The following is a 26,421-nucleotide window of genomic DNA, read 5'->3' on the forward strand; positions in this document are numbered from 1 at the left end:
CGCCACCCCGGCCGCCGGCGCCGTCGGCGCGAGCCGTATCGGCACCCGCATCTTCGGCAGCACCGCGAACACCGCTGCGCCCGCCCATGCGCACCCCGGCTCCCGCGTGCGCCGCCGCGTGCTCGACACGCCCGAGTCCGGCGTGCTCGGCCGCGTCGCTCTCGCCAAGCGTCTGACCCGCGAGGTCGTGCTGTTCACGGGCCTATTCGCCATCCTGATCGGCAATCTCACCTACATCCAGGTCTTCAAGGCCAAGGAATACCAGGACATGCCCGGCAACAACCACACCATCGCCAAGGGCGCCTACATCAAGCGCGGCTCGATCATCACGTCCGACGGCGTTACGCTCGCCGAGTCCCTGCAGCAGGAGGACGGCACCTACGCGCGCTCCCACCCCAACGGCAACATGGCCGCGCACACCGTGGGCTACTACTCCGACCAGTACGGCCTGACGGGCATCGAGGCCTCCCAGAACGAGACGCTCACCGGCTCGCAGGACTACTCGACCTGGCAAAACGCCATCAACTCCCTCGCCGGCATCTCCCAGCCCGGCAACTCGGTGCAGCTGACCATCAACTCGCGCATCCAGGCAGCCGCCGAGCTCGCGCTGGACGGCAAGACGGGCGCCATCGTGGTGCTCGACCCGCGCACCGGCGCCGTGCTCGCCAAGGCGAGCGCCCCCACCTACGACAACGCCAACGTCGCCTCCATCCTCTCGGGAGAGACCGGCGACGACTCGTCCATGTTCGACCGCACCACCCAGGCGCTCTACACGCCCGGCTCCACCTTCAAGGTCATCACGCTGGCCGCCGCCCTCGACTCGGGCACCGCGACCCTAGACGACTACTACAACGCGCCGGCGACCATGCAGATCGGCAACGCCGACGTGGTCAACAACGGCAACTACGACCTGGGCACCATCAGCCTGGAGCGCGCGTTCGCCTACTCGTCCAACGTGGTCTTCGGCCAGGTCGCCAACGAGGTCGGCGCCGACCGCCTCGTGCAGTACGCGCGGGCCTTCGGCTACGGCCAGTCGCTCGGCCAGGACTTCTCCACGGCCGAATCCATCATGCCCGACCCCTCTCAGATGACCGAGTGGGAGCTCGCATGGGCGGGCGCCGGCCAGCCGGTCGGCCAGGGCCACACCCCCGGCCCGCAGTCCACGGTCATGGAGAACGCCGTCATGGTCGCCGCCATCGCCAACAACGGCCTGGCCATGAACCCCTACGTGGTCGCGCAGACCCTGTCGCCCACGGGCACCGTGGTCAAGACCACGCAGCCCCGTTCGCTGGGCCAGGCCATCAGCGCCGAGACCGCCGCGCAGGTGAAGGAGGCCATGCTCGAGGTCGTCGACGAGGGCAGCGGTTCTGCCGCCGCAATCGCCGGCGTCCAGGTCGCGGGCAAGACCGGCACGGCCGAGGCGACGTCAGATCTGGTCAACACCGCGTTCGTGGGCTTCGCGCCCTACGACACGCCGACGGTTGCGATTTCGGTCATGATCGAGAACTACGACGGCGACACGAGCGAGTCCGCAGCCGCCATCGCAGGCCAGGTGCTTGCGGTCGCGCTCGCCGCCCAGGGCGCATAGCGATGCGCCATGTCAGATGTGGAATGCAGCAAACTTTGATGCTTGACGTGTGTGAGGAGTAAAGAGATGGCGCAGCAACAGAACCTGCTCGGAGGCAGATACCTCCTCAAGGACAAGGTGGGTGCCGGCGGCATGGCATCGGTCTACCGTGCGGTGGACCAGGTGCTCGACCGCACGGTGGCCGTCAAGATCATGCTGCCGCAGTACGCCAGCGACGCCACGTTCGCGGCGCGCTTCAAGCAGGAGGCGCAGGCGGCAGCGGGCCTTTCGAGCCCCTATATCGTAGGCGTCTACGACTGGGGCAAAGACGGCGACACCTATTACATCGTGATGGAGTATCTGCGTGGCACCGACCTCAAAAGCGGCATCCGCAGCCACGGCGCGCTCGACCCCAAGAAGGTCGCACAGATCGGCAGCCAGATCTGCGGCGCGCTTTCCGTCGCCCACAAGCACGAGATCATCCACCGCGACATCAAGCCGCAAAACATCATGGTGCTGCCCGACGGCAACATCAAGGTGATGGACTTCGGCATCGCGCGCGCCAAGAACAGCCACCTCACGCAGGACAACAACGTGCTGGGCACCGCGCACTACGTCTCCCCCGAGCAGACGCGCGGCCAGGAGCTCGGCCCGACCTCCGACATCTATTCGCTCGGCGTGGTCATGTACGAATGCGCCACGGGCAAGGTCCCCTTCGACGGCGACGACGCCATCTCCGTCGCCCTGAAGCAGGTCAACGAGCTGCCCGTTCCGCCTTCGCAGGTCAACCCCAACGTCGACGGCGATCTTGAGCGCATCATCCTGCGCTGCATGGAGAAGGATCCCGCCAACCGCTTCCAGACCGCCGACGAGCTGCGCCGCGTGCTCAACAGCTACCTCGCCGGCCGCACGGTCGACGTGCCCGAGCCGACCCGCGTCATCGGCGCCGCCGGCGCCGGTGCCACCACGACCCGCGTGATGTCCGATTCGACGCAGGCCATGGCGCGCCCGGTCAACACCACGTCGCGCCCGGTGGGCGGCGCCGCCGCGGTCAACACGCAGGCGCGCCAGTTCGATACGAGCTCCTACAACACCAAGCCCGAGGGCTCGGGCAAGGGCAAGATCGTCGCCGCGGTCGTGGCCGTCGTCGCCGTGGTCGCCATCGCCATCTTCGCCGTCTCGGGCCTGTTCGCCCCGGCGGAGCAGGTCATCATCCCCGCGGTCGTGGGCATGGAGCAGGAGGTCGCCGAGGCGACGATCCGCCAGAACGGCTTCGAGGTGGGCGACGTGACGCCCGGTGCGAGCGACGAGTACCCCGAGGGCACCGTCATCGAGCAGCACCCCACCGCAGACGGCGTGCAGACGGCCGCCAAGGGCTCCGAGATCGACATCGTGGTCTCGAGCGGCCCCGAAGAGGCGGCGACCACCAAGGTGCCCGACCTGTCTCAGGCCGAGAACGAGGAAGATGCGCGCAACATGCTCATCGCCGCAGGCCTTGAGGCCGGCAGCGTCACCCAAGAGGGCAGCGACACCGTGGAAGAGGGCAAGATCATCAGCCAGAGCCCCGATGCCAACGAAGAGGTGGAGGAGGGCTCCAAGGTCGACTTCGTGATCTCGCTCGGCCCCGACACCACGCCGGTTCCCGACCTGACGGGCATGACCGAAAGCCAGGCTCGCAATGCGCTGACCGACGCCGGCTTCGGCATGAGCCGCGACGAGGCGTACAGCGACACCGTTGACGAAGGCTATGTGGTCAGCTGGAACCCCAGCGGCAGCCAAGAGTCCGGCACCGAGATCACCGTCGTCATCTCGCTGGGCCCCGAGGAGTCCGAGTCCGAATCTCCGAGCTCGCCCAACTCTCCTAGTTCCCCCAGCTCGCCTAACTCGCCGGAGTCCCCGAGCACGGATGACATCCCGGAAATCACCGGCATGAAGCAATCCGATGCCGAAAAGGCTCTAATTGCCGCTGGATACAACTACAGCATTACGTATGCTGACGGCACGCAGATAGGTGTCGATCCAGACCACGTCATCAGCTGGAGCGTAGACGATAGCGGTATTGTCAGGATGGTCGTCGCTTGGAGTGACTCACAATAGTAGCGAAAGGGCCCTGCGGGGCCCTTTCTTGTGCTTCACATGATGGAATGAAATTTTAGGGACAGTCCCTGGAATTTCACCGACCCCTCGAGGCAGGCAAACTAGAACTCGCCGACGCGCTTGACCTCGGGCTCGAGCTCCACGTTGAATTGGCGTTTGACCTCTTCTTGGATATATTCGATCAGGCCGCACACGTCGGACGCGGTGGCGTGGTCGGCGTTGACCACAAAGCCGCAGTGCTTCGACGACACCTCGGCACCGCCCACGCGCGCCCCCGCCAGACCGGCATCCATGATGAGCTTGCCGGCAAAATGCCCCACGGGACGCTTGAACGTCGAGCCGGCGCTCGGCATCTCCAGCGGCTGCTTCTCCTCGCGACGCTTCTGGTAGCCGTCCATGTCGGCGCGAATCATGCGCTCGTTGCCCGGGGCGAGCGCGAACGTCGCGGACAGCACCACGAGCCCCTCGTCGTGGATGCGGCTCTTGCGATACCCCATGGCGAGATCGGCCACCGGATAGGTGCGTACCATGCCGCGGCCATGGGTGCCGTCGGCCAGCTGCGGTCCGGGCTCGTACACCTCGACCGACTCCAGGACGTCGGCGGTGCAGGCGTCGTAGGCGCCCGCGTTCATATGGCAGGCGCCGCCCACGGTCGCCGGGATGCCCCAGAGTGGCTCCAAGCCTGACAGCTCGGCGTCCGCGGCAGCAAGCGCCACATCGCGCAAGAGGGCGCCCGCCTCGGCGCGGACACGGGTGCCCTCGACCGAGATGGACGCGTAGTTCTCGCGCAGCAGCACGACGGCACCGCGGATGCCCCGGTCGCCCACGAGCAGGTCGGACCCGTTGCCCACCACGGTGACCGGCACGCCCGCCAGCGCGCACGTGTCGAGCGCGCGCACGACGGCCTCGCGCGACGCGGGCGTCAGCAGCACGTCGGCAGGACCGCCGATCTTGAAGGTGGTGTGCGCGCTCATGGGCTCGAACAGCACCACGTTGTCCTCGCCCACGGCCTCGCCGAGAACGCACAGGACCTCGTCGGTGATACGATCGTATTCATGCATAGTGAACCGCCTTGCTCTTGGTTTTGCTGAGATGACTATACCCGACCGATGCGCCGACACCGCCCGCGCACGGCAAAAGTACAAGCGCGACGCGAGCCTTTGCCACGGGTGCTGCCGCGTGTGACAATGGAGTGCGGAAGCGATCACGACAAGGGAGGCGAGCACGTGGCCCTCCACATAAGCCTTGGGCAGAGCACGCGCGACCGCACCGTCGTGCACGCGCTCGATCCGCGCCTGAAAGTCGTTGCAACCATTGGTTACATGGTGAGCTGCCTGTTCGTGTGCGATCTGCCCACGGCCCTCACGGCCACATCGGCGCTCGGGCTTGCAGCCGCCGCTGCGCGCACGCCCCTCCGCCGTCTGGGCAGGCAGGCGCGCAACCTCTCCATGTTCCTCGTCATCACCTCGCTCATCAACCTGATCGCGACACAGACCGGGCCCGTGGTGCTCGAGGCGGGACCTCTGCAGATCCATCATGACGGCATCCGCCTTGCCGCGCTGTATGTCGTGCGCTTCTTGCTGTTGCTGCTCGGCGGGTCCTTGCTGCTCCAGACCACGACGCCGCTTTCCATCACCGATGCGCTCGGGAGGCTGCTCTCCCCTCTGGCACGGATCGGCGTGCCTGTCGACCATGCGATGGTCGTGCTCTCGGTGGCGCTGCAGTTCGTGCCCACGCTCTCCCGTGACGCCGAGACCATCGTCAAGGCGCAAAAGGCGCGCGGGGCCCAGCTGGAGAAAGCGGGCCTGTTGGGCTACGCGCGAGCCTGCATCCCCCTAGTCGTGCCGCTGTTCTCCGGGGCCCTTCGCCACGCCGAGTCGCTCGGCTGCGCCATGGACGCGCGCTGCTACACCGGATCCGGCCGCACGCACCTGCACGTCATGCGCCTGGACCCCCAAAAAGACGGCGCCGCCTGCGCCCTCTGCCTGCTCTATGCCGCGGCCTTCCTGATCGCCCTCCTCATCCTCTAACCCCCGCCGTGCAAATCAGGGACGTGCAAATCGGGGACGTACCTTCCGCGTGCATGCTTGCACAAGCCCCCGTATCCACGGCGATCCAACAGAGACAAGGCGTCGGAATGGGTTGAAACGAACCCGTCCCCAAACAACCCATATTCGCGACGTCCCCAATTTGCACACAGATACCGGGCGGTCATGCGGTATCCTTGGACATACATTCGTTGCTCGACATATAAACACAGACTAACCGGAGCATGTATGTCACAACAGATCAGGCGCAACCCTCAGCGTCACGCTATCGATAGCCCGTCTTGCGATACCGCCGTCTCGCGCCGCGCCGCCATCCAGGCCGCTTTTGCCGCCGCCGGCGCCGCGGTCCTGTTCGGCCTGCCCCGCCTTGCCGGCGCAGAGCCCCAGGCGAGCCAGGAAACCACCGACAAGCTGAACAACGCGCAGGCCCAACTCGAAGACGCCCAAGAGCAGCTCGATGAGATCTCGAGCCAGTTCGAGGACCTCTCCCGTCAGCTGGACGACACCCTCGGGCAGATCGAGACGCTCCAGGGACAGATCGACACCACGCAGGCGAACATCGACCAAATCGAGCAGGACATCTCCGACACGCAGGACGATATCGACCTCAAGCAGGCGCAGCTCGATCGCAAGCAGGAGATCCTCGCCACCCGCGTCACGTCGAGCTACAAGACCGGCAAGACGGGCATCCTGTCGCTGCTACTGTCCTCCGACAGCTTTGACGAGCTCGTCTCCAAGCTGCACTACGTCGACAAGATCAACGCGAGCGATCAAGAGGCCATCGAGGAGATCCACGCCATCCAGGATGCGCTCGAGCAGCAGAAGGCCCTGCTTGAGCAGCAAAAGGAAGAGCTCGAGCAACAGATGGCCGAGCTCGAGCAGCAGATGTCCGAGCTTGAGCAGCTGAAGTCGCAGCAGACCCAGCAGCTCGATGACATGAAGGCCAAAAAAGACGAGGTCCAGCAGCTGCTCGACAGCCTGAGCCAAGACGTCAAGGACCTGATCGCCCAGCGCGACGCCGAGATCCTCGCCGCCGCCCAGGCCGAAGAGGAGGCCCGCAGGGCTGCCGAGGAGGCGGCGAGGCAAGGCGCCACCTCCATCCCCGGCGACGGGCAGAGCGCTATCGCCGCCGGCACCGCCCAGCAGCGCGTGGTCGATTCCGCCTACAGCACGCCGAGTCCCGGCGCGGGCCTGTGCGCCGGCTGGGTGTCCATGGTGTTCGCCAACGCCGGTTTCGGCTCGGTTCCCGGCAACGCCGACGACCAGTACGCCAACTGGTGCACGAGCTCCAGCAAGTCGAACCTCAAGGTGGGCATGATCATCGCCGTGCCCTCGCACCCCCACACCTCCGCGGGCCGCATCTACGGCCACGTGGGCGTCTACGTGGGAGACAACACCGTGCGCGACAACGTGGGCTACATCCGCAGCATCGATGTCGACCAGTGGATCTCCTATTACGGACCGACCTCCACGCCGCGCTGGGGCTGGGCGAACGGCATCAACCTCGAGGGGTAAGAAAGATCCCCGTCGCAGCTTGTTGCCCGCCGGCCCGCAAGCCCTCTACCAGGGCACCCACCAACAGGGCCCAGGTATCGTACCCGGAACTGAGGGTGAGGCCCCACTGAGACCGATCCCACCCGCACTTCTGGGTACCGTTGCCGGGTAATCCCCTCGGGCAGGATCGCGCATGTGCGCACGTTCCCACCAGCAAGACAGCTTTAGTTCGCGTACGGAAATACGGCGCCCAGGTCGCCTGCGCTATACTCAGGGCAGACACGCGCGCCCCAGCGCGGCGCGCCGAAAGGAGACATGCAATGTCGCAAACGCTCACCCCCCAAGATACCTGCGTGCTCGTGACCGGCGGTGCCGGCTTCATCGGCTCGCACACCGTCGTCGAGCTGCTTGAGCGCGGCTACCAGGTCGTCGTGGTCGACGACCTTTCCAACTCGAGCCCGGTCGCCATCGACCGCATCAAGCAGATCGTGGGCGACGACGCGGCCGCCAACCTCACGTTCTACGAGGCCAATGTGCTCGACCGCGACGCCCTCAACCGCATCTTCGACGCGCATCGCATCGACCGCGTCATCCACTTCGCCGGCTTCAAGGCTGTCGGCGAGTCGGTGCACAAGCCGCTCGAGTACTATCACAACAACATCGGCAGCACGCTGACGCTGTGCGACGTCATGCGCGAGCACGGCTGCACGTCCATCATCTTCTCCAGCTCCTCGACCGTCTACGGCGACCCCGACAATCCGCCCGTGACCGAGAAGGACCCCAAGAAGCCCGCCACGAACCCGTACGGCTGGACCAAGTGGATGATCGAGCAGATGCTGATGGACCTGCACACGGCCGACCCTGCATGGAACGTCGTGCTGCTGCGCTACTTCAACCCCATCGGCGCGCATCCCAGCGGGCTGATCGGCGAGGATCCCAAGGGCATCCCCAACAACCTCGTGCCGTACGTGGCGCAGGTGGCCGTGGGCAAGCGCGAGTGCATCAACGTCTTCGGCGACGACTACCCCACCCCCGACGGCACCGGCGTGCGCGACTACATCCACGTGGTCGACCTCGCCCGCGGGCACGTGTCCGCGCTTGAGTGGATGAACGGCCGCTCCGAGGTCGGCATCTTCAACCTCGGCACCGGCACGGGCTCGAGCGTCCTCGACGTCATCCATGCGTTCGAGAAGGCATGCGGCCACGAGCTGCCCTACAAGATCTGCCCACGCCGCGATGGCGATATCGCCGCCAACTGGTGCGACGCCACGAAGGCCAAGGAGGAGATGGGCTGGGTCGCCGAGTACGATATCGACGACATGTGCCGCGATTCCTGGAACTGGCAGTCCCACAATCCCAACGGCTTTAACGCTGAGTAGCCGACCGAGCTGCCAGCACGCGTACAATGGACGGTGCCTCGCGAAAAGGCGGGGCACCGTTTTTCTTGAGTACAGGGAGTGAGTGCGTTGCCGAGCCTCTTTACCGATTTTCTCAACCGTCACGTCGATGAGGTCAACGAGTACCTGCGGGCGTTTTTTGCCGACAAGACCGACAGCGCCGACATCGAGGCGTATCTCTATGCGCCCCTGAGCGCGTTTTCGGATAACGCCGGCAAGCGGCATCGGCCGCTCATCTGCATGCTCGCCTGCGCCGCCGTCGGGGGAGATTTCCACCGGGCGCTGTCGGCGGCATCGGCCATCGAGCACTTCCAGTCCGCCGCGCTCATCCACGACGACATCGCCGACAACGGGCATCTGCGCCGCGGCAAGCCGTGCCTGCATATCACCGAGGGCGTCGGCATCGCCATCAACTGCGGCGACTACGCCCTCACCCTCGTCACCGATGCCATCCTGCGCGACGAGGGACTCGATGACGCATGCAAGCTCGCCGTCCTGCGCGAGCTGGTCGACATGATGCAGCGCACGGTGGAGGGACAGGCGCTCGACCTCGGCTGGGTGCGCGACGGACGCTTTGACATCACGGTTGCAGACTACCTCGCCATGGCGACGCACAAGACCGCCTACTACAGCGGCGCGATTCCGCTGGCCTGCGGCGCAATCATCGGCGGCGGCACGACCGAGCAGATCGAGGCGCTGCGCTCGTTCGGCATGGACACGGGTCTGGCGTTTCAGATCCAAGACGACCTGCTCAACCTGATCGGCGAGAAGGAGTCCCGCAACAAGGATTTCCGCAGCGACATCACCGAGGGCAAGCGCACGCTCGTCGCCGTGCACGCGCTGCGCAGCTCCGACCATCATGATGAGCTGGTCGACATCCTGACATCCGAAACCGAGGATCCCGCCCGCCTCGCGCGCGCCGTCGAGCTGTTTGAGGACACGGGATCCATCGACTATGCGCGCAACTACGCGCTTGAGCTCACCGCGCGCGCCAAGCGCACGCTTGAGGGCGTCGAGCTCGATGTGCGTGCCGCAGAGCTGCTCCTCGCCATGGCCGACTTCTTCGTCGAGCGCCTGAACTAGGAAGCGCATGCGCGCCGGGCATTTCCGCCCCGTGTCGAGGCGGCGCCCAGGGCACGCAAGAACATCGAACATGCAGGCAAACGAGCGGGCCCGATGCACAAACCGTGCATCGGGCCCGCTTGCAGCAAGGTATGGAAGTCACGTTAGCCGAACAGCACCGTATAGGCGATAAGCGCGCATGCGACGGCAGTCGACAGAACGAGGGAGCCGAGTGCCCCGCGATCGTCTTTGAGCGGAACGATCGGCGCTTCGCTACCGTCCTCCAACACAAGAACCTCGCCGAGATGTTTCATCATGTGCACTCCCTCCTCTTTCCTTCTTCATCATACGAGCCAATTGAAAACGCCGTGTAAACGCTCGGATAAGTGTTTCTTGAAACCGCTTCGGATCATGCGGCCTTCCCCACGTCAAACGTCACGGTCACCACGCCGCCGCCCGCATCGGCGTTCGCGAGCTCGACCGTGCCGCCATGAAGCCGCGTCAAGGTCTGCACGATGTTCAGCCCCAGCCCGAAATGCTCGGCATCCTTCGCCTCTCCGAAAAACGGCTCGCACCCGCGACGCAGGGCCTCGGGGCTGAACCCGTCGCCGTCGTCCGACACGCGCAGCATGAGCAGGCCCCGCCCGTCATCGAGCCGCATGGTGAGCGCGACCCGGCCGCGCGCATGGGCGCAGGCGTTGCTCAGCAGGTTGCCCAGCACCTCCTCGACCAGCGAACGGTCGACGCTGAGCTCGGCCTGCGGGGGCATGCCCTGCATATCGACCCCGAATCCCAGCTCGGGGCGGGCGGCGGAAACGTAATCTTGGGCCTGCCGGCGCAATTCGGCGCCCCATGCGCCCGCCGCGACCGGCGTGCGCTCCACGGTCCGGTCCTCGAGCTTCGCGATGCCGCTCATGGCCTGCGCATACGACTCCAGTCGCTCGACCTGTCCGCCCAGCGTCCGCAGCGTCTCCTCCTCGACGGCCTCCCCGCGCGCAGCCCTCATCTGCGCCATTTCGATCGTCCCCTTGAGGACGGTCACCGGCGTGCGCAGATCGTGCGCAAACGCGGCGTTGAGCCGCCGTCGCTCCTCGGCGGTGCGCCACAGCTCGCGCTGCGACTCCTCGAGCGAGGCGCGCATCTTCTCGAACGCCGTGCCCAGCTGCGAGAACTCGCGTCCCGGCACCTTTGGCGTCACAAAGTCCAGATCCTGATGGGCGACTCGACCGGCCGCGTCGCAGAAGATCGCCAGAGGCACGCCGATCCTCCTGCGGTAGAACCGACGGAAGAACATGATGGAGAGCACGACGAGCATCACGAACGGCGTCAGCCCCGTGGCCACGCGTAACGCGAACATCAACGGCGTCTCGAGCATGGAGTCGTACTGGCTCACGTAGTATCCGACATTGGAGACGATGAAATCGGAGTTCGCCTGCTCCAACGACAGGAACTCTCCGTCCACCGCCACGCGCTCCGCCCGCTCGCGCGCATCGTAATCGGCGAGATCGGCGGCGTCGATCGTGGTCGAGACGTATGGATGGCCATTCGTCTCCAGGTAATCCTGCTCGGTGTAGTTCCCGCCCCAGTCGAAGATCGTCAGCGACGGGTCGTTGCGCACCATCTCGAGCGTCGCATACCCAATGGGCGCCCCGGTTTCGGCGTTGTACAGGCTCCCACCGTAATAGTCGACCGGCTTCTGCTCGTAGGGCGTCTCACTTCGCAGCCCCAAGAACACGATGCGATCGGTCGTCGACAGGTCGATGGTGAATGCGGGCACGAGCTCGTCTTCCTGCGCGTCATATATATACGGGCCGCCTTCCACATCGACATGGCCCTCCCACGCTTTGCGCTGGAGCACATCATATGCCGACATGAACGTCGCCATCAGCAATAGCGATGCCACGATGGATACCAGCACGCACGCCGCCGCATACAAAAAGAACGAACGCATGAGCGGCATGGTGTCCCACCATGCGCGCACCCGGTCACCGAGCCCTGCGTGCCGCTTTCTCATTGCAGCCCCCAACGGTACCCGACGCCCCACACCGTCTCGATGGGGTCGTCTTCAAACCCGGCCTCGGCGATTTTCTTGCGGATGCGACGGACATGCTCGCGCACGATCGACGCGTCGCCGTCCGCGTTCCAACCCCAGACCTGCTCGTAGATGAAGGTGCGGTCATACACGCGACCGGGTTTCTTGCTGAGCAGCGCCACGATGTCGAACTCGGTGCGCGTGAGGTCGAGGCGCTGCGCCCCTGCTCCGTCTCCGCGCGAAATCTGCACGCTGCGCTGAGCGTAATCGATCGACAGGTTTCCACCGAACCACACGCGCGCCGATGGGTCCTCGCGCCGCGATTCGCGCGCCAGATGGGCGCGCACGCGACTGCCGAGCACCTGCAGCGAGAACGGCTTGAGCACGTAGTCATCGCCGCCCGCAGCGAACCCGTCGAGCTGGTCGGCGTCCTCCACGCGCGCCGTCAAGAAGATGATGGGGCATGCGAGGCGCTCGCGGATGAGCTTGCATGTCGCAAACCCGTCCATGTCCGGCATGTTGACGTCCAGCAGGACGAGATCTATGGGAGATAGGGCGCCGCGAGCGGCGGCGTCAACGGCAGACAGCGCATCGCGCCCATCCGAGGCGACGGTCGTTTTGTAGCCCTCCATGGAAAAATACTGGTCGAGCATCGCGGCGATCGCGCGTTCATCATCGACTATCAGCAGGTGCGCTCCCTCGGTCATGGCAACCTCCACTCATCGCGCCTGTTCTCTTCATCGTTCCCATCTCTATAATGGCAGGCCCCTGTCAAAAATGTTCCTACATCGAAATGTGAATATCGAGCCCGTCTGGGCAGCATAAAAGGAACGCAGGCAGACGCTCGCGACGCACTCCGGGAGCACGCTGGTGGAGAAGACCATGTGCGGGTGCGGGCAAGGGGCACCATGGTGAGCCCCGTTCGCCCCGAGTCGGCGCCCAGTGGAGGCTCACGTGTTGGAAAAATGACCCCGTCCCAAAAGTACCAACTTTGTTGAGGGTGTCGCGGCCACAACGCCCTCTGCTGTATATGCCCGCATTACTTGTTAAACTGTTATACGCTACAGTCGATTGTTAACTCCCGCCGCGTCTACGCGGGCGGGACTCCCTATAGGTGGAAAGGGGTTCTCATGGAGCCGATTGTCAAAGGCATGCAGGGACCCGCAGTTGAGGATGTCCAGTCCAGGCTCGCCATCCTCGGTTTTGAGATTGACGCCGCAGAGCGCGAGCAGAAGCTTTTCGGTGACAGCACGGCTCAGGCCGTCAGCACGTTCAGGAACGACAACGAGCTCACCTTGGGCGACGAGGTCGATATGGCATGCTGGTCGGCACTGGTCGACGCGTCGTATCGCCTTGGTGACCGCACGCTCTACCTGCGTCTTCCCAATTTCCATGGCGCCGACGTGCGCGCACTCCAGCAGGCTTTGAACGTCCTCGGCTTCGCCTGCGGCGTCGATGACGGCTATTTCGGCCCGCACACCGAAGCGGCCCTGCAGCAGTTCCAGGAAAACGTGGGGCTGTTCGCCGACGGCATGGCGTTCCAGGACACGTTCGCCTATATCGCGCGTCTGCGCCACGTATGGGAGGGCAAGCCGTCGGTCGTCGAGGCGGAGGAGCGCATCGGATTTGCCCGCGCCTCCGAGGTGCTCGAGCGCTACCACATCGCCGTTATCGGCGAGGACCCCATCGCCCGCGCCGTCGCTTCGCGCATGTGGAACATCGCTTCGGCGACCACCGAGACGAGCGGCATGGTCCTGTGCGACAGGTCCATTCCCGAGGGCATGGATCTGGTTCTCGAGCTTTCGAGCAGCGATCTTCCCGAAGATGCAGCGCCGCGCCCGACGATCGTGCTCGCGGAATGCTCGAACCTCACCCAGCGCCTGAGCACGGCGTTCGCCGCCGCAAAGAGCAAACCCGCGCTCATCCGCATCGAGCTGACGGGGATCACCGGATATGACGGCATGTTCACCTCGAGCGACGCCCAGACGCTTGCCGTCCGCCTCCTCGACGGCGTTTGCGCCGCGCTGAACGATTAGGTACACTAAGTGCTCTGAAGCCGATGCGGAACGCACCGCGCGGATTCGCATTGGGGCATCGTCCAGCGGCAGGACCCCGGTTTTTGGTGCCGGTTACGGGGGTTCGAATCCCTCTGCCCCAGCCATTGTATGTTAGCCCGACCATCTCATGGTGGCCGGGCTTTTTCGTGCCCGTATCAGGGATTCGAACCCGCAAGGGCGCGAAGCTGAGCCAAAGCGCGCGAGCGCTTTGCCAGCGAAGCGCGCAAGGAGGCCGCCAGGCCTCCGCAGCGGAAGCGGGCGGCGGCAGCCGCACGCGGAATCCCTCTGCCCCAGCCAGAGAAAACAGCAGGTCAGACACGGTATACAGTCTGGCCTGCTTTCTTTTTGCGCAAGTGCCGCAAAGATGTGCCGCAAAACCGCCGCATAATCATCCGGGAAAGCTCCCGTGGGTGCATATCGGGGACGTACCTTCTCCGTGCATAAATGCACGGAGAAGGTACGTCCCCGATATGCACAGCTCAAAGCCCCTTAGACAGCGCCCCTTAGCGATCCAGCAGCTTGTCGACGCCGCCGAGGCTGCCGCGACGGAAATCCTCGCTGGTGAGCACTTCTTGCGGGATGCGGATGTTGTCGCGAAGCGCCCGCTTGAACGGAACGCGAAGCGACCAAGGAAGGCCCTTCAAGATCTCCACCAGGTTGCGCGGGATGTCCTGGTTTTTCGCCGCGCTCTCAGACGAGCTACCGCCCTGCACGTGCGCCTTGTGCGCCTCGAACATCGCGCGGTACACGCCGGCGTGCAGCCTGATCTCGATCACGTTCACCTCGCGGGCCTTCTCAACCAGGCGCGCGCCCTCGCGGTCGACGTCTCCCGCGTAGTACACGTAGTCAAAACCGTAGCCGATGTCGTGCAGGTAGTCGTCGAGCGCATGGGCCTGGCAGATGTTGTGACCGGCACCGAAGATGACGCCGCCAACCTTCTCCCCGAACAGCTTCGCGTTGCGCTTGGTCTTGAGCAGAGCCACGATCTCCTCATACGCATCAATGTTCTCGACCACGATGAACGGCTGGTTGGCGCCGATCGCGTAGAATCCCTGCAGCGGAGGCGTCTGGTTCGAAGAGATCCTCAGCGCGCCGGGGTTGATGCCCTTGGCCGCCATGCGACGCATCAACCGGTCGCCGCGCTTGCCCTCGAGCGCCTTCTCGTCATCGAAGATCTGATAGGCGCGCTGGCGGCGCGTCACATACGGCAGCTGCTCCCCGTCGTGCTCGGCGATCCACGCGCGCAGCCGCTCGAAGTCGTCCTGCTGAGACGGTCGACGGTCGCCGTTCTTACCCTGTTTCTCGACCGATCTCGGCGTCGCAGGAGCGCCTTGATCGCGACGCAGCAGCGAAGCCCCGATGGTGCGCCCGGCGCTCAGCAGACCGAGCACGCCTCGCTTCTCGGCAACAGGCTTCTCGCGCACCTCGACCGCGCGCGGCGCCTTCGGCTCCTCTTTCCTGCGCGCCTTCTTCTGCTTTTTCTTGCCCGCAGGGGCGGCAGCTTCCTTCTTCTTGGAATCGGATGCCGTCGAGCCCTCCTGCGCGGTGCGGGCGCTCTTGGCCGGCTTCGCGCTCACCGTGCGCTCCTTCGCAGGCGTCGCAGCATCGGGGGTCTCGTTCTCGGACTCGGCCACCGGCTCGACGGAGATGACCTCGACATCCGTCGTCTCCCCTGCCGCATCGGAAGGCCCTTCCGGCTCGCTATCCGATACCGCGGGCACCTCCATCTGCACCGGTTCCGGCAGCGTTATGCCCGCGACATCCAGGTCGATCGCATAGACCGTGGAGCCGTTTTGCCCCGAAATCTTGCGCAGCAGGCCGCAGGTCACCAGGCTCTCGCGCACCCGCCCGAACTGGTCACCCAGGTTGAGCGACTTCAGCAGCTGGTTGATGGCCCCGCGCTTGATCTTGAGCTCCTTGCGGCACAGCAGGGCATGCGCGAGCACCGCGCACGGACGCGCCTCGAGCGGCACGGCGCCCTCAAGCCACGACGCGAGCGCGTCGACGACCTCCGCATTGTCAGACATCAGCACGGGCTCCATAGACCGATTCCCTTCCTCATATGGCAACAGTCTTGTAGGCTAGCACAGCCATCGCGCCCCCGCCGCCCCTGCACCCAACAATCGCAAGCAGCCCAGATTCTGCTGGGCATCTCAAAAGCCCCTGCTAGGCCACCGTGGATACGACGGCTGGTGCAAGCGCGCGCCGAAGGGGTGTCCCCTGTATGCAAACATGCATGCGGAAGGTACGTCCCCGGCGTGCACTGCCACGGACGCGCCCGGGCTGCTGCGGCGCCTTCCCGCAGAAAACGAAGTGACGGTTTCTGCGGGAACAACGATGACGTTTTGCATAACGGCCAAAACGATATAGCCGTTTAACTGATGGTTCTGTATTACGCTCGAATCGATGCGCATATTTCGTCCGAACTTCCCGCAGAAACCGTCGCTTTGTCCGATATGGGTTGAAATGAACCCATCCCCAACCAACTCAAAAAAAGCGCGCCCGCCGCATGATCGCGGCGGGCGCGCTTCGGTGCACCTCTATCCACATGGGCGCGACGCGAGAACCTACGCCTGGGCGCGCGCTCCGTCGGCGGGCGTCTCCGCCGCCTCGGCGGCAACGTTGGCGCGGCCCATCTCAGTCCACTCGGGTTCCTCATCGGGCAGCGAGCCGGCCTGCTTGCCGAACAGCTCCTTCAGGCAGTTGTACGCCACGATGACGCCGAGCACCATGAGCAGGATGGCGAACACCAGCTGCAGGCCGGACGTCGCGATCACCGCGGTGCCGGAGGCGGCCAGCGCGTTGATGCAGCCGAGCGTGCTCTGCACCAGCGAGGTGAACGTGCAGACCAGCAGGAAGGCGACGGGCACATACAGCATCCAGCCGCGACGACCCGTGCACTTGCAGAAGACGGCGAGCGTGATCATCGTCATGCCGCCCAGCAGCTGGTTGGAGGCACCGAACAGCGGCCAGATGTTGGTGTAGCCGCCGAAGGCCAGCGCAAAGCCGAGCACGAGCGTGAGCACCGTGGCGACCCAGGTGTTGGTGACGACCTTGGCCGCACCGGTGAGCTCGGCCTGCTCGTCCTCGAGCGCATCGTTGCTCTTGGCAAAGAACTCCTGGAAGGACAGGCGGCCGATGCGCGCGACGGCATCAACCGAGGTCAGCGCCAGGGCGGAGACGCACATGGTCATGAACACGGTCGCCAGCGTCTGGTCGACACCGAACGCGGTCATGCCGCGGGCGATGCCCTGCGAGAAGATGGAGAACGGGGTAGCCGCGACGCCGTTGTTGAGGGCGCCGGTGCCCGCGGTGTTCAGATCGGAGAACATGATGGCGGCAACGACGATGGCGAGCACGCCCACGAAGGACTCGACGACCATGGCGCCATAGCCGACCGGCAGCATGTCCTGTTCTTTCTCGATCTGCTTGGAAGAGGTGTTCGTGGAGACCAGGCTGTGGAAGCCGGACAGGGCGCCGCAGGCGACCGACACGAACAGCAGCGGGAAGATGAAGCTGCCGTTGTCAGCGAGCGCCGAGATGTCAGCGACCATCGGCGCGGTCATCGTGGCCTGGCCGTTCGCTCCGAGCACGAAGATGCCCACCACGGCACACACGATCATGACGATCATCATGATGCTCGTGAGGTAGTCGCGCGGCTGCTTGAGCGTCTGGATGGGCATGGCGGCCGCGAACAGCAGGTAGACGGCGATAACGGCGAACCAACCGAACTTGGACAGATAGACCGGGAACTGCATGCCGATCGCGAACATGGCGACGAACAGCACGACGGCCAGGGCGAGCTCGCGCACGCCGGAGAGCTGGAAGCGGCGGTTGAGCCAACCGAACGCGATGGCGACGAAGGTGAACAGGATGGAAATCGTGCCCGCCGTGCCGCCAGCATACGACGCAGCGGTGTCGACGGCGCCGGAGGCGTCGAAGGTTGCCTGGAAGGTTCCAGCGACCATATCGACGAACGCGGCGATCACGATGATGGTGAACAGCCAGCTGAACAACAGGAACAGGCGACGACCGGTCCGGCCGATGTACTTCTCGATAAGCTGGGCGAGCGACTTGCCGTTGTTCTTGACGCTCGCGTAAAGGGCGCCGAAATCATGCACGGCGCCGAAGAAGATGCCGCCGACCAGAACCCACAGCAGCACGGGGAGCCAGCCGAACATCATGGCCGCGATCGTGCCGGTCACCGGGCCCGCACCGCAGATCGAGCTGAACTGATGCGAGAACGCGGTGAAGCACGAGGCCGGCGAGAAGTTCTTGCCGTCCTCCATACGGCGAGCGGGCGTGATCGCGTCGCGATCGACACCCCATTTCGCCGCAAGCCACCTGCCGTATCCCAGGTAGCCCGCAGCCAGCACGACTGCTGCCACCACCACTACGACGATTCCGTTCATACCAAAGTCCTTTCCCCGAAGCCCATCGAAACCAAAAGGGGACCGTCGAACCAGTCGACGGCCCCCTTGCCCCAAGACCGCCCGAATCACCGGGCCGGCCTGCAACGTACCAACCCGTATCAGATAATCTCGGAAATAATCGATAGCGTGGTGATGGTGCGCATATGTTCGATAGCCTTCTTACATCGTGTTGCAGACGGTTGCCGCCTGCATTCCCTAACGAAGCAAGGCCTAGTCTACGCTTTAGCAAACGAAAGTCAAATCACCTTGTTTGATGTTTCGGCTTTGTTTCTCCTCGCGATCGGTCGCCTTCAGAAGGGCGCGCGGCGCTCGAAGTCGCCCTAAGTGGCTAAAAAGTTCTGTTTTGCTGTATCGAGCACCCGAGAAACGGGGCCGACGCCCTCCGCTGGCATCAAAATCTCCCTTGCAGGGGTCGAATCGTGTTGCCCTGATCGTTAATCTGAGCAATGCAAACGGCCATAAAAGACAGAGCGGCCGGATCGGGCACCTTCACCCGATCCGACCGACAGCAAAACAGAAAAATCTAGCCACATTCGCGAACATGGCCTGCAAAAGACCGAGAGCGCGCGCTACCCGAGCAGGGCGCCGGCCACCGCTGCGGCGACGCTGTCGTCTGCCGACCAGGTACCCTCGTCGTCGGAGGAGCAATCCAGCTCGAGCTCCACGCTCTCGGGTGCATCCTCCTGCGCCGCCTGCATCAGGCACTCCCCCATCCAGGCAAGCGTCTCCTCGGGCGATATCGCGGTCTCCCCGGCATCGGCGGCGCGCTGGTTCAAAAGCTCCTGCGCGCGCGTCGCGACATCGGTCAGCGACTTGCAGGTCAGCTCGATCGTGGCCGTCGCGGTCTTGGCCTCGTCGTCGACCTCGACGGACGCAACCTCGTACTCCATCCCCTCGAACAGAGCGTTCAGGAACCCCTGCGTATCGACGCCCAGGCCGGAAAGCGCACCCGTCGACTCCAGGTTGGAGACCATGGTCTGGCGCGCCTGGGATTCCTCATCGAGCAGCATATCGAAATCGGACGCGAGTCCGTCGCGCACGATCTGCTCGGGCGACGGACCGAACAGCCCGCATCCTCCCAGCGCAAGCGCGCAGGCAAGCGCACCTATCCCCGCCGCGTGCGCGACGGGCCTGTTCATCCTCATGTACATCCTCCGACGACCCCGTGTCACACCGTCTGCGCTACTCCTTGGCGCCATACTGCTCGTAATAGGCGTCGATGGCCTGCTTGAGGGTATCGTCGATCACCACGCGGCCCGCGACCTCGCGGTTGTAGAGGTGCTCGACGACCTCGGCCATGGACACGATACTCGCCACGGGGAACCCGTACTTCTCCTGGATCTCGCGCTGCGCGGTGTGCACGCCGCCCTTGCCGACCTCCATGCGGTTCAGGCTCACGATCAAGCCCTTGACCTCGACATCGGCCGCGGCCTTGAGCTTGGGATAGGTTTCGTCGATGGACTTGCCGGACGTGGTGACGTCCTCGACCATGATGACGCGGTCGCCATCCTTGAGCTCGTAGCCGAGCATGCCGCCCTTGTCCGCGCCGTGGTCCTTGACCTCCTTGCGGTCGGAGCAGTACTTGACCTCCTTGCCGTACAGCTCGTGCAGCGCGATCGAGGTGACCACCGACAGCGGGATGCCCTTGTAGGCTGGCCCGAAGACGACGTCGAAATCGAGGCCGAAGTTGTCGTGGATGGCGCGCGCGTAGTACTGGCCGAGGCGCTTGAGCTGCTCACCGGTCACATAGGCGCCCGCGTTCATGAAAAACGGAGACTGGCGGCCGCTCTTCAACGTGAACTCACCGAACTTGAGCACGTCGGACTCCACCATAAACTCGATGAACTCTTGCTTGTAGGCCTCCATGGCAATCCTCCCGGACATCTGACGCCGCGCGACGGCGGACATGAACTTCATGCCCCATCATACCAGCGCCGCCGCAACCGTGCGCGATGTATGGGCTCCTCGCCTCGGGTACCGGCCCGCCGCTCTCGCGCTGCCGCGATGGGTTGAAACGAACCCGTCCCCAATCAACCCGTCCCCGAGCACCCAAAAAACGTGTATATCGAGTTTGGTGCGATTTTTCGGTGCCCTTTGCCCACATGCGCCGCACCCCTCGGCATTTGCCCAGTTGTTTCCTGCGGAAATGCTGAGGGGTGTAGCGGTGGTGGAGAGGTGTGCCTCAAAAATCGCACCAAACTCAGCCTACTTTCTTTATAGGTTTTAACTAAAACGGAATTTTATGCACTTTTGTGATGGGAATATACACTCTATGCACTTCCAGGCGTGCCCGTGGACTTGTGCCCAACCGGCGGCGGCGGACGTGTCGAACAAAGTTGCCCGCGCGCCCGAGCAGGAAAAAATTATTTCGCACCGCAGGGTGCCAACACGTTCCCGTAAGCGTCGTGTAAAGTCCAATCTCACCTGCCTTTAACAGCGGTTTTCCTTCTGGAAAAAAATTTTCTACGGCTAGCGAAAAATGCTTGCAAATCGCCGTGTTGTTACGCCACTATAGTGGTAGTACGCACCCCGTGGTGCGCATCCTTTTAACACATCGTCAGCAATGGCGGTACGGCTCCGAAGAGGGGAGCCACAAGGAAAGGAGAGATACCGTGACACGCGCAATCGACAAGCTCGAGCCCTTCCAGAGGGCGATCACCAAGGCGCACCTCGCCTCCACCGGTGTCGCCATCGATTCTCTGGAGAACCCCGACAAGCCGCTGATCGCGATCGCCAACAGCTGGAACGAGATGTGCCCCGGCCACGAGCCCCTGCGCCAGCTCGCATCCGAGGTCAAGAAGGGCATCCTCGAGGCGGGCGGCGAGCCCATCGAGTTCAACACCATCGCCATCTGCGACGGTATCGCCCAGGGCCACGCCGGTATGCATTACAGCCTTCCGCACCGCGAGATCATCGCTGACTCCTGCGAGGCCCAGATCCTCGGCCTGAACGTCTTCGACGGCGTCGTGTACATGGCCAGCTGCGACAAGATCGTCCCCGCCATGCTCATGGCCGCCGGCCGCATCAACCTGCCCGCAGCCCTCGTCTCCGCAGGCCCCTGCTGGGATGAGATCAAGCCGAGCGACTCCAAGGCCCTGCGCGCGTCCTTCCTGCGCGGCGAGGCCACCGAGCTCGACGTCATCGAGGGCACGCTCAAGTACTACACCGGCCCCGGCATCTGCCCGTTCCTGGGTACCGCCAATACCATGTGCTGCCTGGCCGAGGGCCTGGGCATGATGGTCCCGGGTGGCGCGCTGCAGCCCGCCCCCACCGCCATGCGCCGCTTCCTCGCCCGCCGCACCGGCGCCGCCGTCGTCGACCTGGTCCGCAAGGGCATCAAGCCGAGCGACATCATGACCGAGGCCGCGTTCCAGAACGCCGTGACCCTGCTCGCCTCCATCGGCGGCTCCCTGAACGCCCTGCTGCACCTACCCGCCATCGCCGCTGAGCTCGGCCTCGAGGTCACCTGGGCGCAGGTCGCCGAGACCACGAGCCGCGTGCCGCTGGTCACCAACATCACGCCCAACGGCGATCGCTCCTGCATCAACCTGTACAAGGCCGGCGGCATCCCCGCCGTCCTCAAGACAATCGAAAAAGATCTCGACCTGTCGGTCATGACCATCAACGGCAAGACCATGGGCGAGAACCTCGAGGGCGACATCGAGATCGACCGCTCCATCATCCGCACGCAGGACGACCCCGAGTCCGTCGCCAACGGCATCCAGGTGCTCTACGGCAACCTGGCCCCCGAGGGCACGCTCGTCAAGACCTCCGCGGTCCCCGACGACCAGCACACCTTCGACGGCCCGGCCATGTGCTTCAACAGCGAGGAGGAGTGCTTCGCCGCCTACAACGCGCACAAGATCCCCGCGGGCACCGCGGTCATCATCCGCTACGAGGGCCCCAAGGGCGGCCCGGGCATGAAGGAGCTGCACCGCGTCACCGAGATCATGAAGGGCATCCCGGGCTCCGCGGTCATCACCGACGGCCGCTTCTCCGGCGCGTCCGGCGGCCTGTCCGTCGGCTACCTGTGCCCCGAGGCAGCTGAGGGCGGTCCGATCGCCCTGGTCCAGGATGGCGACATGGTCCACATCAACCTTGCCGACAACGCGATCTCCTTCGACGTCTCCGACGAGGAGCTCGAGGAGCGCCGCAAGAACTGGACGCCCGTCGTCCACGACTTCAAGGGCAAGGTGCTCGCCCGCTACCTCAAGGAGGTCGGCCCCGCCAAGGACGGCGCCCTGCTCGGCGCGTAACGTCTGCCAATAATCGGCGACTCAAGCCCTGGTTGGCCCAGCCAACCAGGGCTTTTTTAGTTGTGCAAATCGGGGACGTACCTGTTGCGTGCATGCATGCACGCAACAGGTACGTCCCCGATTTGCATGGCGCCGCCCGCCCCGCGGCGCATCAAAAACCCCGACCGGCGAGGATGCCGATCGGGGCGCAACCATGCGATAGCGCGAAAGCCTACTCGCCGCAGCCGCTCTCGATGAGCTCGACGAGCGCCTTCACGGCCTCCTGCTCGTCCTCGCCGTCGGCGGTGATGACGATGGTGGTGCCGCAGGCGAGGCCCTGGGTCATGAGGGCCAGCATGCTCTTGGCGTTCACGCCGTCGCCCTCGGCGCCGGCCTTCTTGACCGTGACGTTGGACTTGAAGCCGGAAGCGGTCTTGGTGAACATGGAAGCCGGACGAGCGTGCAGGCCGGTCGCGTTGACGATGGTGGTCTCCTCAGAGTACATGGGAATCTCTCCTTTTCTATATTGAGCGCAAGCTCATCTGCGCCGGACACCCCTGCGGCCCGGACTATAACCTACCCTTTACTTTACCACGTAACAGCAACGTCACGCGTTACACCATCTCACGAACGGCCTCATGCAGGCGCTGACGGTCAGCCGGATCGTCGCTGTTGTAGTGACGGGAGTTCACGATGTACTCCTCGATGGTGTTGAGGTTCTCCTCGGTCGGCTCGATACCAAGCTCGCCCAGCGTCAGCGGCAGGTCCATCTTGCGCATGAACTCGCGCAGCTCCTCCTCCTTGTCCTTCAGGCCGTTGAAGTAGAGCTGGCAGAACAGGCCCACGGCGACGATCTCGCCGTGGATGGCGTCGGCCGCCTCATGGGTGAAGTGCGTGCGGACGCCGTCGTAGATGACGTGCGCGAGCTCGGACTGACGGAAGCTCTTGGTGGTGTTGGCAATGACGCCCGTGGTGATGACGTTCAAAAACGCCATGTCGGAGAGGTTCTTGGTGACCTTGCCGGCACGGTTGTCCTCGATGGCGTCGAGCGCGATCTTGTCGAGCACGTCGTACACGTAGGCAGCCATGTTGAAGGCGGTGAAGACGTCGATCGGCGTATCCTCGAGGTGCATCTCGGGCTTGCCGTTCAGCATCTCGATCTTCTTGGCCATCGCGTCCATGACGCCCGCGGCGTTGTAGCGGTGCGGGCAGGCGGCGATGACGTCGAGGTCCATGTAGACGGCATCGATCTCGTGGTCGAAGCGCCAAGAGCGCAGCTTGCCGCCCTCAGCGGTGTACATGACGCTCATGCAGGTGAACGGCGCGCAGGTGGAGGCAGAGGTCGGGACGTTGATAGCGCCCAGGTGGGCCACCTCGCCCACCGCCTTTGCCAGGTCGGTGATCTTGCCGCCGCCGACGCCCACAATCTCGTCGCAGCCGGCCTCATGGGCCTTGGCGGCGAGCTCCTCGGCGCCCTCGTAGCAGCACCAGCCCGTCCAGATCTCGAGCTGCCAGGAGACACCGGCGGCCTCCATGCTGGGGACCAGGCGGTCCTTGACGGCGTCCCAGGAGCGCGGGCCGGCGACGATCAGCATCTTGTTGCCAAAGCGCTTGAACTCCTCGCCGAGCTGCTCGAGCAGACCCTGCTCGCAGCGAACGCGACCGGCGCCGAACTTGATTGCGGTATCCAATTCAACTGCCATGATGCTTCCTTTCCCCGAAGTTGGCAATTTCTATGCACACGGTGCGGGCGAAACCCCTGCACTTCGCCCGCACCGTAGGTGCCGACTCACATTAGCCGCGCAGCTCGCGCACGGCAGCGGCGGCCTCGGCGGCGATGGCCTCGACGCGGGAGAAGTCGCCGTCAGCGAACAGGTTGGGCTTGACCATCCAGGTGCCGCCGGCGGCGATGATGGCGTCGCAGCTCAAGAAGTCGCGCACGTTGTCGGTGTTCACACCGCCCGTGGGCATGAATCGATGACCGACGAACACGCTGGCCAGGGCCTTGATACCGGCCAGACCGCCGTACAGATTCGCCGGGAAGAACTTCGTCACGTCGAGACCGCGGTTGATCATGGCCATGATCTCGGTCGGGGTGACGGCGGCCGGGATGATGTTCACCTCGTGCTCGATGCACCAATCGACGGTGGCCATGTCGTAGCCGGGGGACACGATGAACTTGGCGCCGGCGTCGACCGCGCGCTTGCACTGGTCGAGGTTCACCACGGTGCCGGCACCGACCAGGATGTCGGGGCACTTCTCGGCCATCTCGCGGATGCAATCGGCGGCAGCGGCGGTGCGGAAGGTGACCTCAGCGGCGGGAAGGCCGCCGGCGACCAGCGCGTTGGCCATGGGAACGGCGTCCTCGACCTTCTCAAGCACCACGACGGGCACGACACCCGTCTTCTCGACCTGCTCGTAGAATCCGTTCTGCTTCATGTACTCAGTCGACATCTTGCTTCCCTTCTCTTGTCGATCTGCCTGATTCATCTATGCAAACAGGGGCCGGATGCGGCACCGCGCGCCTCACGGCAGGCAGGTGCACCAGACCTCCTGGTTATGGAAGATCGAGAAATCGTTGAACCCGAAGCGCTCCGCTGCGGGCTGCTCGCCGTCGCAGACGCGCTCGAGCAGCTCGAGCAGCGAAGAGCCCAGCTCGTCGATCGTCGATGCGCCCTCCACGGCGCCCGACGCGTCGAAGTCGATGTTGTCCGCCATGCGCGCCGCGCACTCGACGTTGCCCGTCACCTTGATGACCGGTATGAGCGGGTTGCCGATCGGCGTGCCGCGCCCGGTGGTGAAGATCAGCACCTGGGCGCCGCCCGCCGTCATGCCCGACACCGACTCGATGTCGTAGCCCGGCGTGTCCATGATCACCAGGCCGCGCCTGCCGGGTCGCGCACCGTAAGGGACGACCTCCATGATCGGGGAGGTTCCGCCCTTGGAGATGCCGCCCAGCGCCTTCTCCTCGAGCGTCGAGAGCCCGCCGGCCATGTTTCCGGGAGAGGGGTTCGCGCCGCGCACGTCGACGCCCGCCTCGGCAAAGCTGCGCTCCAGCCCGCAGACGATCCGGTAGATATCATCCGCCACGTCCGGGGTCGCGGCGCGCGCGGCGAGCAGGTCCTCGGTGCCGATGAGCTCGGTCGTCTCGCCGAGCATCACGGTGCCCCCGGCAGCGACGACCGCGTCGCTCACCACGCCCGCCACGGGATTCGCCGCAAGGCCGCTCGTGGCATCGGAGCCTCCGCAGTTGGTGCCGAGCACCAGGTCGGCCAGGCCCATCTCGCAGCGCTCGGCACCCGCCGCGCGCTCCGTAAGGCCGCGCGCCAACTCGACGCCGTGCTCGATCGCGGCAGCGGAGCCGCCGCAGTCCTGGAACGTCATGACCTCGAGCGGCTTATCCGAGCGCGAGCGCACGGCCTCGGCAAGCTCGTAGGGCTTGGTGGACTCGCACCCCAACCCGACGATGAGCGTGCCGAACACGTTCGGGTTGAGCGCGAGATTCGCAAGGCAGCGGCGCATGATCTCGATGCCGCTGCCCACCTGACCGCAGCCCTTGGAGTTCTCGACCGCCACGGCCCCGGGCACCGCATCGGCGATGCGCCGCGCGACCATGTTGGCGCAGCCGCATGTCGAGAGCACCATCACATGGTTGCGGATGCCGATGCTGCCGTCGGGTCTTCGGTACCCCCTCATGCGCCCACCCCCGTCTTGATGCTTTCGATGTTATGGATATGCACGTACGAGCCGCGACCGACCGGCGACGTCACGCGCCCGATGATCTGGCCGTACTTGGTGACCGTGTCGCCCGCGTCGCGCTCGATAAGGCAGATCTTGTGGAAGCGCGGGATGTCCTCGCGCGCGGTCAGCATGCAGGCGACCTCGCCGCTCTTGGTGCGCACGCAGACCTTCTCGCCCGCGCTCACCGCGTCGATAACCGTGGCGACGTCGTCCGATGCCGCCATGCGCAGCGCGCGCTTATCCATAGATCACAGAGCT

At 64.7% G+C, this 26,421-nt stretch carries 21 protein-coding genes and 1 tRNA gene; 9 read left to right on the forward strand and 13 right to left on the reverse strand.

Annotated elements, in window-relative coordinates; genetic code table 11:
* Both BN3789_RS01285 and pknB read left to right on the forward strand, forming a co-directional pair.
* The coding region (locus BN3789_RS01285) for a peptidoglycan D,D-transpeptidase FtsI family protein (protein WP_147569481.1) at window positions 1-1,588 on the forward strand (1,588 nt) is incomplete at its 5' end.
* Between the two features lie 66 nt (window positions 1,589-1,654).
* A complete protein-coding gene (gene pknB / locus BN3789_RS01290) occupies window positions 1,655-3,664 on the forward strand; it encodes a Stk1 family PASTA domain-containing Ser/Thr kinase (RefSeq protein WP_066828990.1) in 2,010 nt (669 codons plus the stop codon).
* Between the two features lie 101 nt (window positions 3,665-3,765).
* On the opposite strand, the gene murB is transcribed toward pknB, so the two are convergent.
* A complete protein-coding gene (gene murB / locus BN3789_RS01295; protein WP_066828992.1) occupies window positions 3,766-4,725 on the reverse strand; it encodes a UDP-N-acetylmuramate dehydrogenase in 960 nt (319 codons plus the stop codon).
* Between the two features lie 165 nt (window positions 4,726-4,890).
* On the opposite strand from murB, the gene BN3789_RS01300 reads away from it, so the two are divergent.
* The 4 genes from BN3789_RS01300 (at window position 4,891) to BN3789_RS01315 (ending at window position 9,686) form a co-directional block, all read left to right on the forward strand.
* The gene (locus BN3789_RS01300) at window positions 4,891-5,694 is read left to right on the forward strand and encodes an energy-coupling factor transporter transmembrane component T family protein (protein ID WP_066830229.1); all 804 of its coding nucleotides are present in this window, start codon (window positions 4,891-4,893) and stop codon (window positions 5,692-5,694) included.
* Between the two features lie 246 nt (window positions 5,695-5,940).
* Window positions 5,941-7,227, forward strand: a complete 1,287-nt coding sequence (locus tag BN3789_RS01305) for a PcsB-like coiled-coil domain-containing protein (RefSeq protein WP_066828996.1) — start codon at window positions 5,941-5,943, stop codon at window positions 7,225-7,227.
* Window positions 7,228-7,526: 299 nt separating this feature from the next.
* Window positions 7,527-8,585, forward strand: coding sequence for a UDP-glucose 4-epimerase GalE (gene galE, locus BN3789_RS01310; RefSeq protein WP_066828998.1), 1,059 nt, complete (start codon window positions 7,527-7,529; stop codon window positions 8,583-8,585).
* 78 nt (window positions 8,586-8,663) lie between these two features.
* Window positions 8,664-9,686, forward strand: coding sequence for a polyprenyl synthetase family protein (locus BN3789_RS01315; RefSeq protein ID WP_229254118.1), 1,023 nt, complete (start codon window positions 8,664-8,666; stop codon window positions 9,684-9,686).
* A 143-nt stretch (window positions 9,687-9,829) separates the two neighbouring features.
* On the opposite strand, the gene BN3789_RS12565 is transcribed toward BN3789_RS01315, so the two are convergent.
* The 3 genes from BN3789_RS12565 to BN3789_RS01325 form a co-directional block, all read right to left on the reverse strand.
* Window positions 9,830-9,982: a hypothetical protein gene (locus BN3789_RS12565; RefSeq protein ID WP_154018715.1), complete on the reverse strand. Its 153-nt coding sequence runs from the start codon at window positions 9,980-9,982 to the stop codon at window positions 9,830-9,832.
* Window positions 9,983-10,074: 92 nt separating this feature from the next.
* Window positions 10,075-11,679 (reverse strand): sensor histidine kinase, encoded by a 1,605-nt coding sequence (locus tag BN3789_RS01320; protein ID WP_079989006.1) that lies wholly within the window; start codon window positions 11,677-11,679, stop codon window positions 10,075-10,077.
* Window positions 11,676-12,404 (reverse strand): response regulator transcription factor, encoded by a 729-nt coding sequence (locus BN3789_RS01325; RefSeq protein ID WP_066829004.1) that lies wholly within the window; start codon window positions 12,402-12,404, stop codon window positions 11,676-11,678. Before BN3789_RS01325 ends, BN3789_RS01320 begins: the two co-directional genes overlap by 4 nt.
* A 423-nt stretch (window positions 12,405-12,827) precedes the next feature.
* Between BN3789_RS01325 and BN3789_RS01330 the strand changes: the two genes are divergently transcribed.
* Both BN3789_RS01330 and BN3789_RS01335 read left to right on the forward strand, forming a co-directional pair.
* Window positions 12,828-13,733 carry a peptidoglycan-binding domain-containing protein gene (locus BN3789_RS01330; protein ID WP_187119097.1) on the forward strand — a complete coding sequence of 302 codons (906 nt, stop codon included), beginning with the start codon at window positions 12,828-12,830 and terminating at the stop codon, window positions 13,731-13,733.
* A gap of 51 nt (window positions 13,734-13,784) precedes the next feature.
* Window positions 13,785-13,858, forward strand: a tRNA-Gln gene (locus tag BN3789_RS01335).
* Between the two features lie 399 nt (window positions 13,859-14,257).
* On the opposite strand, the gene BN3789_RS01340 is transcribed toward BN3789_RS01335, so the two are convergent.
* From BN3789_RS01340 to pyrE, 4 genes are all read right to left on the reverse strand, one after another.
* Complete coding sequence (locus BN3789_RS01340; protein ID WP_147569483.1) at window positions 14,258-15,781, reverse strand: hypothetical protein; 1,524 nt, start codon at window positions 15,779-15,781, stop codon at window positions 14,258-14,260.
* 540 nt (window positions 15,782-16,321) lie between these two features.
* A complete protein-coding gene (locus BN3789_RS01345; RefSeq protein ID WP_066829008.1) occupies window positions 16,322-18,166 on the reverse strand; it encodes a carbon starvation CstA family protein in 1,845 nt (614 codons plus the stop codon).
* Between the two features lie 590 nt (window positions 18,167-18,756).
* A complete protein-coding gene (locus tag BN3789_RS01350) occupies window positions 18,757-19,332 on the reverse strand; it encodes a hypothetical protein (protein ID WP_147569485.1) in 576 nt (191 codons plus the stop codon).
* A gap of 37 nt (window positions 19,333-19,369) precedes the next feature.
* A complete protein-coding gene (gene pyrE / locus BN3789_RS01355) occupies window positions 19,370-20,053 on the reverse strand; it encodes an orotate phosphoribosyltransferase (RefSeq protein WP_066829011.1) in 684 nt (227 codons plus the stop codon).
* A gap of 746 nt (window positions 20,054-20,799) precedes the next feature.
* Here pyrE and ilvD point away from each other — a divergent pair.
* The gene (gene ilvD / locus BN3789_RS01360) at window positions 20,800-22,443 is read left to right on the forward strand and encodes a dihydroxy-acid dehydratase (protein WP_066829012.1); all 1,644 of its coding nucleotides are present in this window, start codon (window positions 20,800-20,802) and stop codon (window positions 22,441-22,443) included.
* Window positions 22,444-22,654: 211 nt separating this feature from the next.
* Here ilvD and BN3789_RS01365 read toward each other — a convergent pair whose 3' ends face one another.
* From BN3789_RS01365 to BN3789_RS01385, 5 genes are all read right to left on the reverse strand, one after another.
* Entirely contained in the window at window positions 22,655-22,927 is a 273-nt protein-coding gene (locus tag BN3789_RS01365) for an HPr family phosphocarrier protein (RefSeq protein ID WP_066829014.1), read from the reverse strand.
* Window positions 22,928-23,036: 109 nt separating this feature from the next.
* Window positions 23,037-24,125 (reverse strand): iron-containing alcohol dehydrogenase family protein, encoded by a 1,089-nt coding sequence (locus BN3789_RS01370; RefSeq protein ID WP_066829016.1) that lies wholly within the window; start codon window positions 24,123-24,125, stop codon window positions 23,037-23,039.
* 91 nt (window positions 24,126-24,216) lie between these two features.
* Entirely contained in the window at window positions 24,217-24,876 is a 660-nt protein-coding gene (locus BN3789_RS01375) for a bifunctional 4-hydroxy-2-oxoglutarate aldolase/2-dehydro-3-deoxy-phosphogluconate aldolase (RefSeq protein WP_187119098.1), read from the reverse strand.
* Between the two features lie 72 nt (window positions 24,877-24,948).
* Complete coding sequence (locus tag BN3789_RS01380) at window positions 24,949-26,118, reverse strand: UxaA family hydrolase (protein WP_066829018.1); 1,170 nt, start codon at window positions 26,116-26,118, stop codon at window positions 24,949-24,951.
* Window positions 26,115-26,408 (reverse strand): UxaA family hydrolase, encoded by a 294-nt coding sequence (locus tag BN3789_RS01385; RefSeq protein WP_066829020.1) that lies wholly within the window; start codon window positions 26,406-26,408, stop codon window positions 26,115-26,117. Before BN3789_RS01385 ends, BN3789_RS01380 begins: the two co-directional genes overlap by 4 nt.
* Window positions 26,409-26,421: the final 13 nt, after the last annotated feature.

The sequence above is a fragment of the Collinsella ihumii genome, assembly GCF_900046475.1.
Taxonomy (GTDB): Bacteria; Actinomycetota; Coriobacteriia; order Coriobacteriales; family Coriobacteriaceae; genus Collinsella; species Collinsella ihumii.

Excerpts from the sequence above, each read along its gene's own strand:
- BN3789_RS01330 (WP_187119097.1), top strand. The coding sequence starts at position 12,828 with ATGGAGCCGATTGTCAAAGGCATGCAGGGACCCGCAGTTGAGGATGTC.
- pyrE (WP_066829011.1), bottom strand. The coding sequence starts at position 20,053 with ATGGAGGCCTACAAGCAAGAGTTCATCGAGTTTATGGTGGAGTCCGAC.
- BN3789_RS01350 (WP_147569485.1), bottom strand. The coding sequence starts at position 19,332 with ATGAGGATGAACAGGCCCGTCGCGCACGCGGCGGGGATAGGTGCGCTT.
- galE (WP_066828998.1), top strand. The coding sequence starts at position 7,527 with ATGTCGCAAACGCTCACCCCCCAAGATACCTGCGTGCTCGTGACCGGC.
- pknB (WP_066828990.1), top strand. The coding sequence starts at position 1,655 with ATGGCGCAGCAACAGAACCTGCTCGGAGGCAGATACCTCCTCAAGGAC.
- BN3789_RS01340 (WP_147569483.1), bottom strand. The coding sequence starts at position 15,781 with ATGTCTGACAATGCGGAGGTCGTCGACGCGCTCGCGTCGTGGCTTGAG.
- BN3789_RS01370 (WP_066829016.1), bottom strand. The coding sequence starts at position 24,125 with ATGGCAGTTGAATTGGATACCGCAATCAAGTTCGGCGCCGGTCGCGTT.
- BN3789_RS01305 (WP_066828996.1), top strand. The coding sequence starts at position 5,941 with ATGTCACAACAGATCAGGCGCAACCCTCAGCGTCACGCTATCGATAGC.
- BN3789_RS12565 (WP_154018715.1), bottom strand. The coding sequence starts at position 9,982 with ATGATGAAACATCTCGGCGAGGTTCTTGTGTTGGAGGACGGTAGCGAA.
- BN3789_RS01385 (WP_066829020.1), bottom strand. The coding sequence starts at position 26,408 with ATGGATAAGCGCGCGCTGCGCATGGCGGCATCGGACGACGTCGCCACG.
- BN3789_RS01380 (WP_066829018.1), bottom strand. The coding sequence starts at position 26,118 with ATGAGGGGGTACCGAAGACCCGACGGCAGCATCGGCATCCGCAACCAT.
- BN3789_RS01365 (WP_066829014.1), bottom strand. The coding sequence starts at position 22,927 with ATGTACTCTGAGGAGACCACCATCGTCAACGCGACCGGCCTGCACGCT.
- BN3789_RS01375 (WP_187119098.1), bottom strand. The coding sequence starts at position 24,876 with ATGTCGACTGAGTACATGAAGCAGAACGGATTCTACGAGCAGGTCGAG.
- murB (WP_066828992.1), bottom strand. The coding sequence starts at position 4,725 with ATGCATGAATACGATCGTATCACCGACGAGGTCCTGTGCGTTCTCGGC.
- BN3789_RS01325 (WP_066829004.1), bottom strand. The coding sequence starts at position 12,404 with ATGACCGAGGGAGCGCACCTGCTGATAGTCGATGATGAACGCGCGATC.
- BN3789_RS01320 (WP_079989006.1), bottom strand. The coding sequence starts at position 11,679 with ATGAGAAAGCGGCACGCAGGGCTCGGTGACCGGGTGCGCGCATGGTGG.
- BN3789_RS01345 (WP_066829008.1), bottom strand. The coding sequence starts at position 18,166 with ATGAACGGAATCGTCGTAGTGGTGGTGGCAGCAGTCGTGCTGGCTGCG.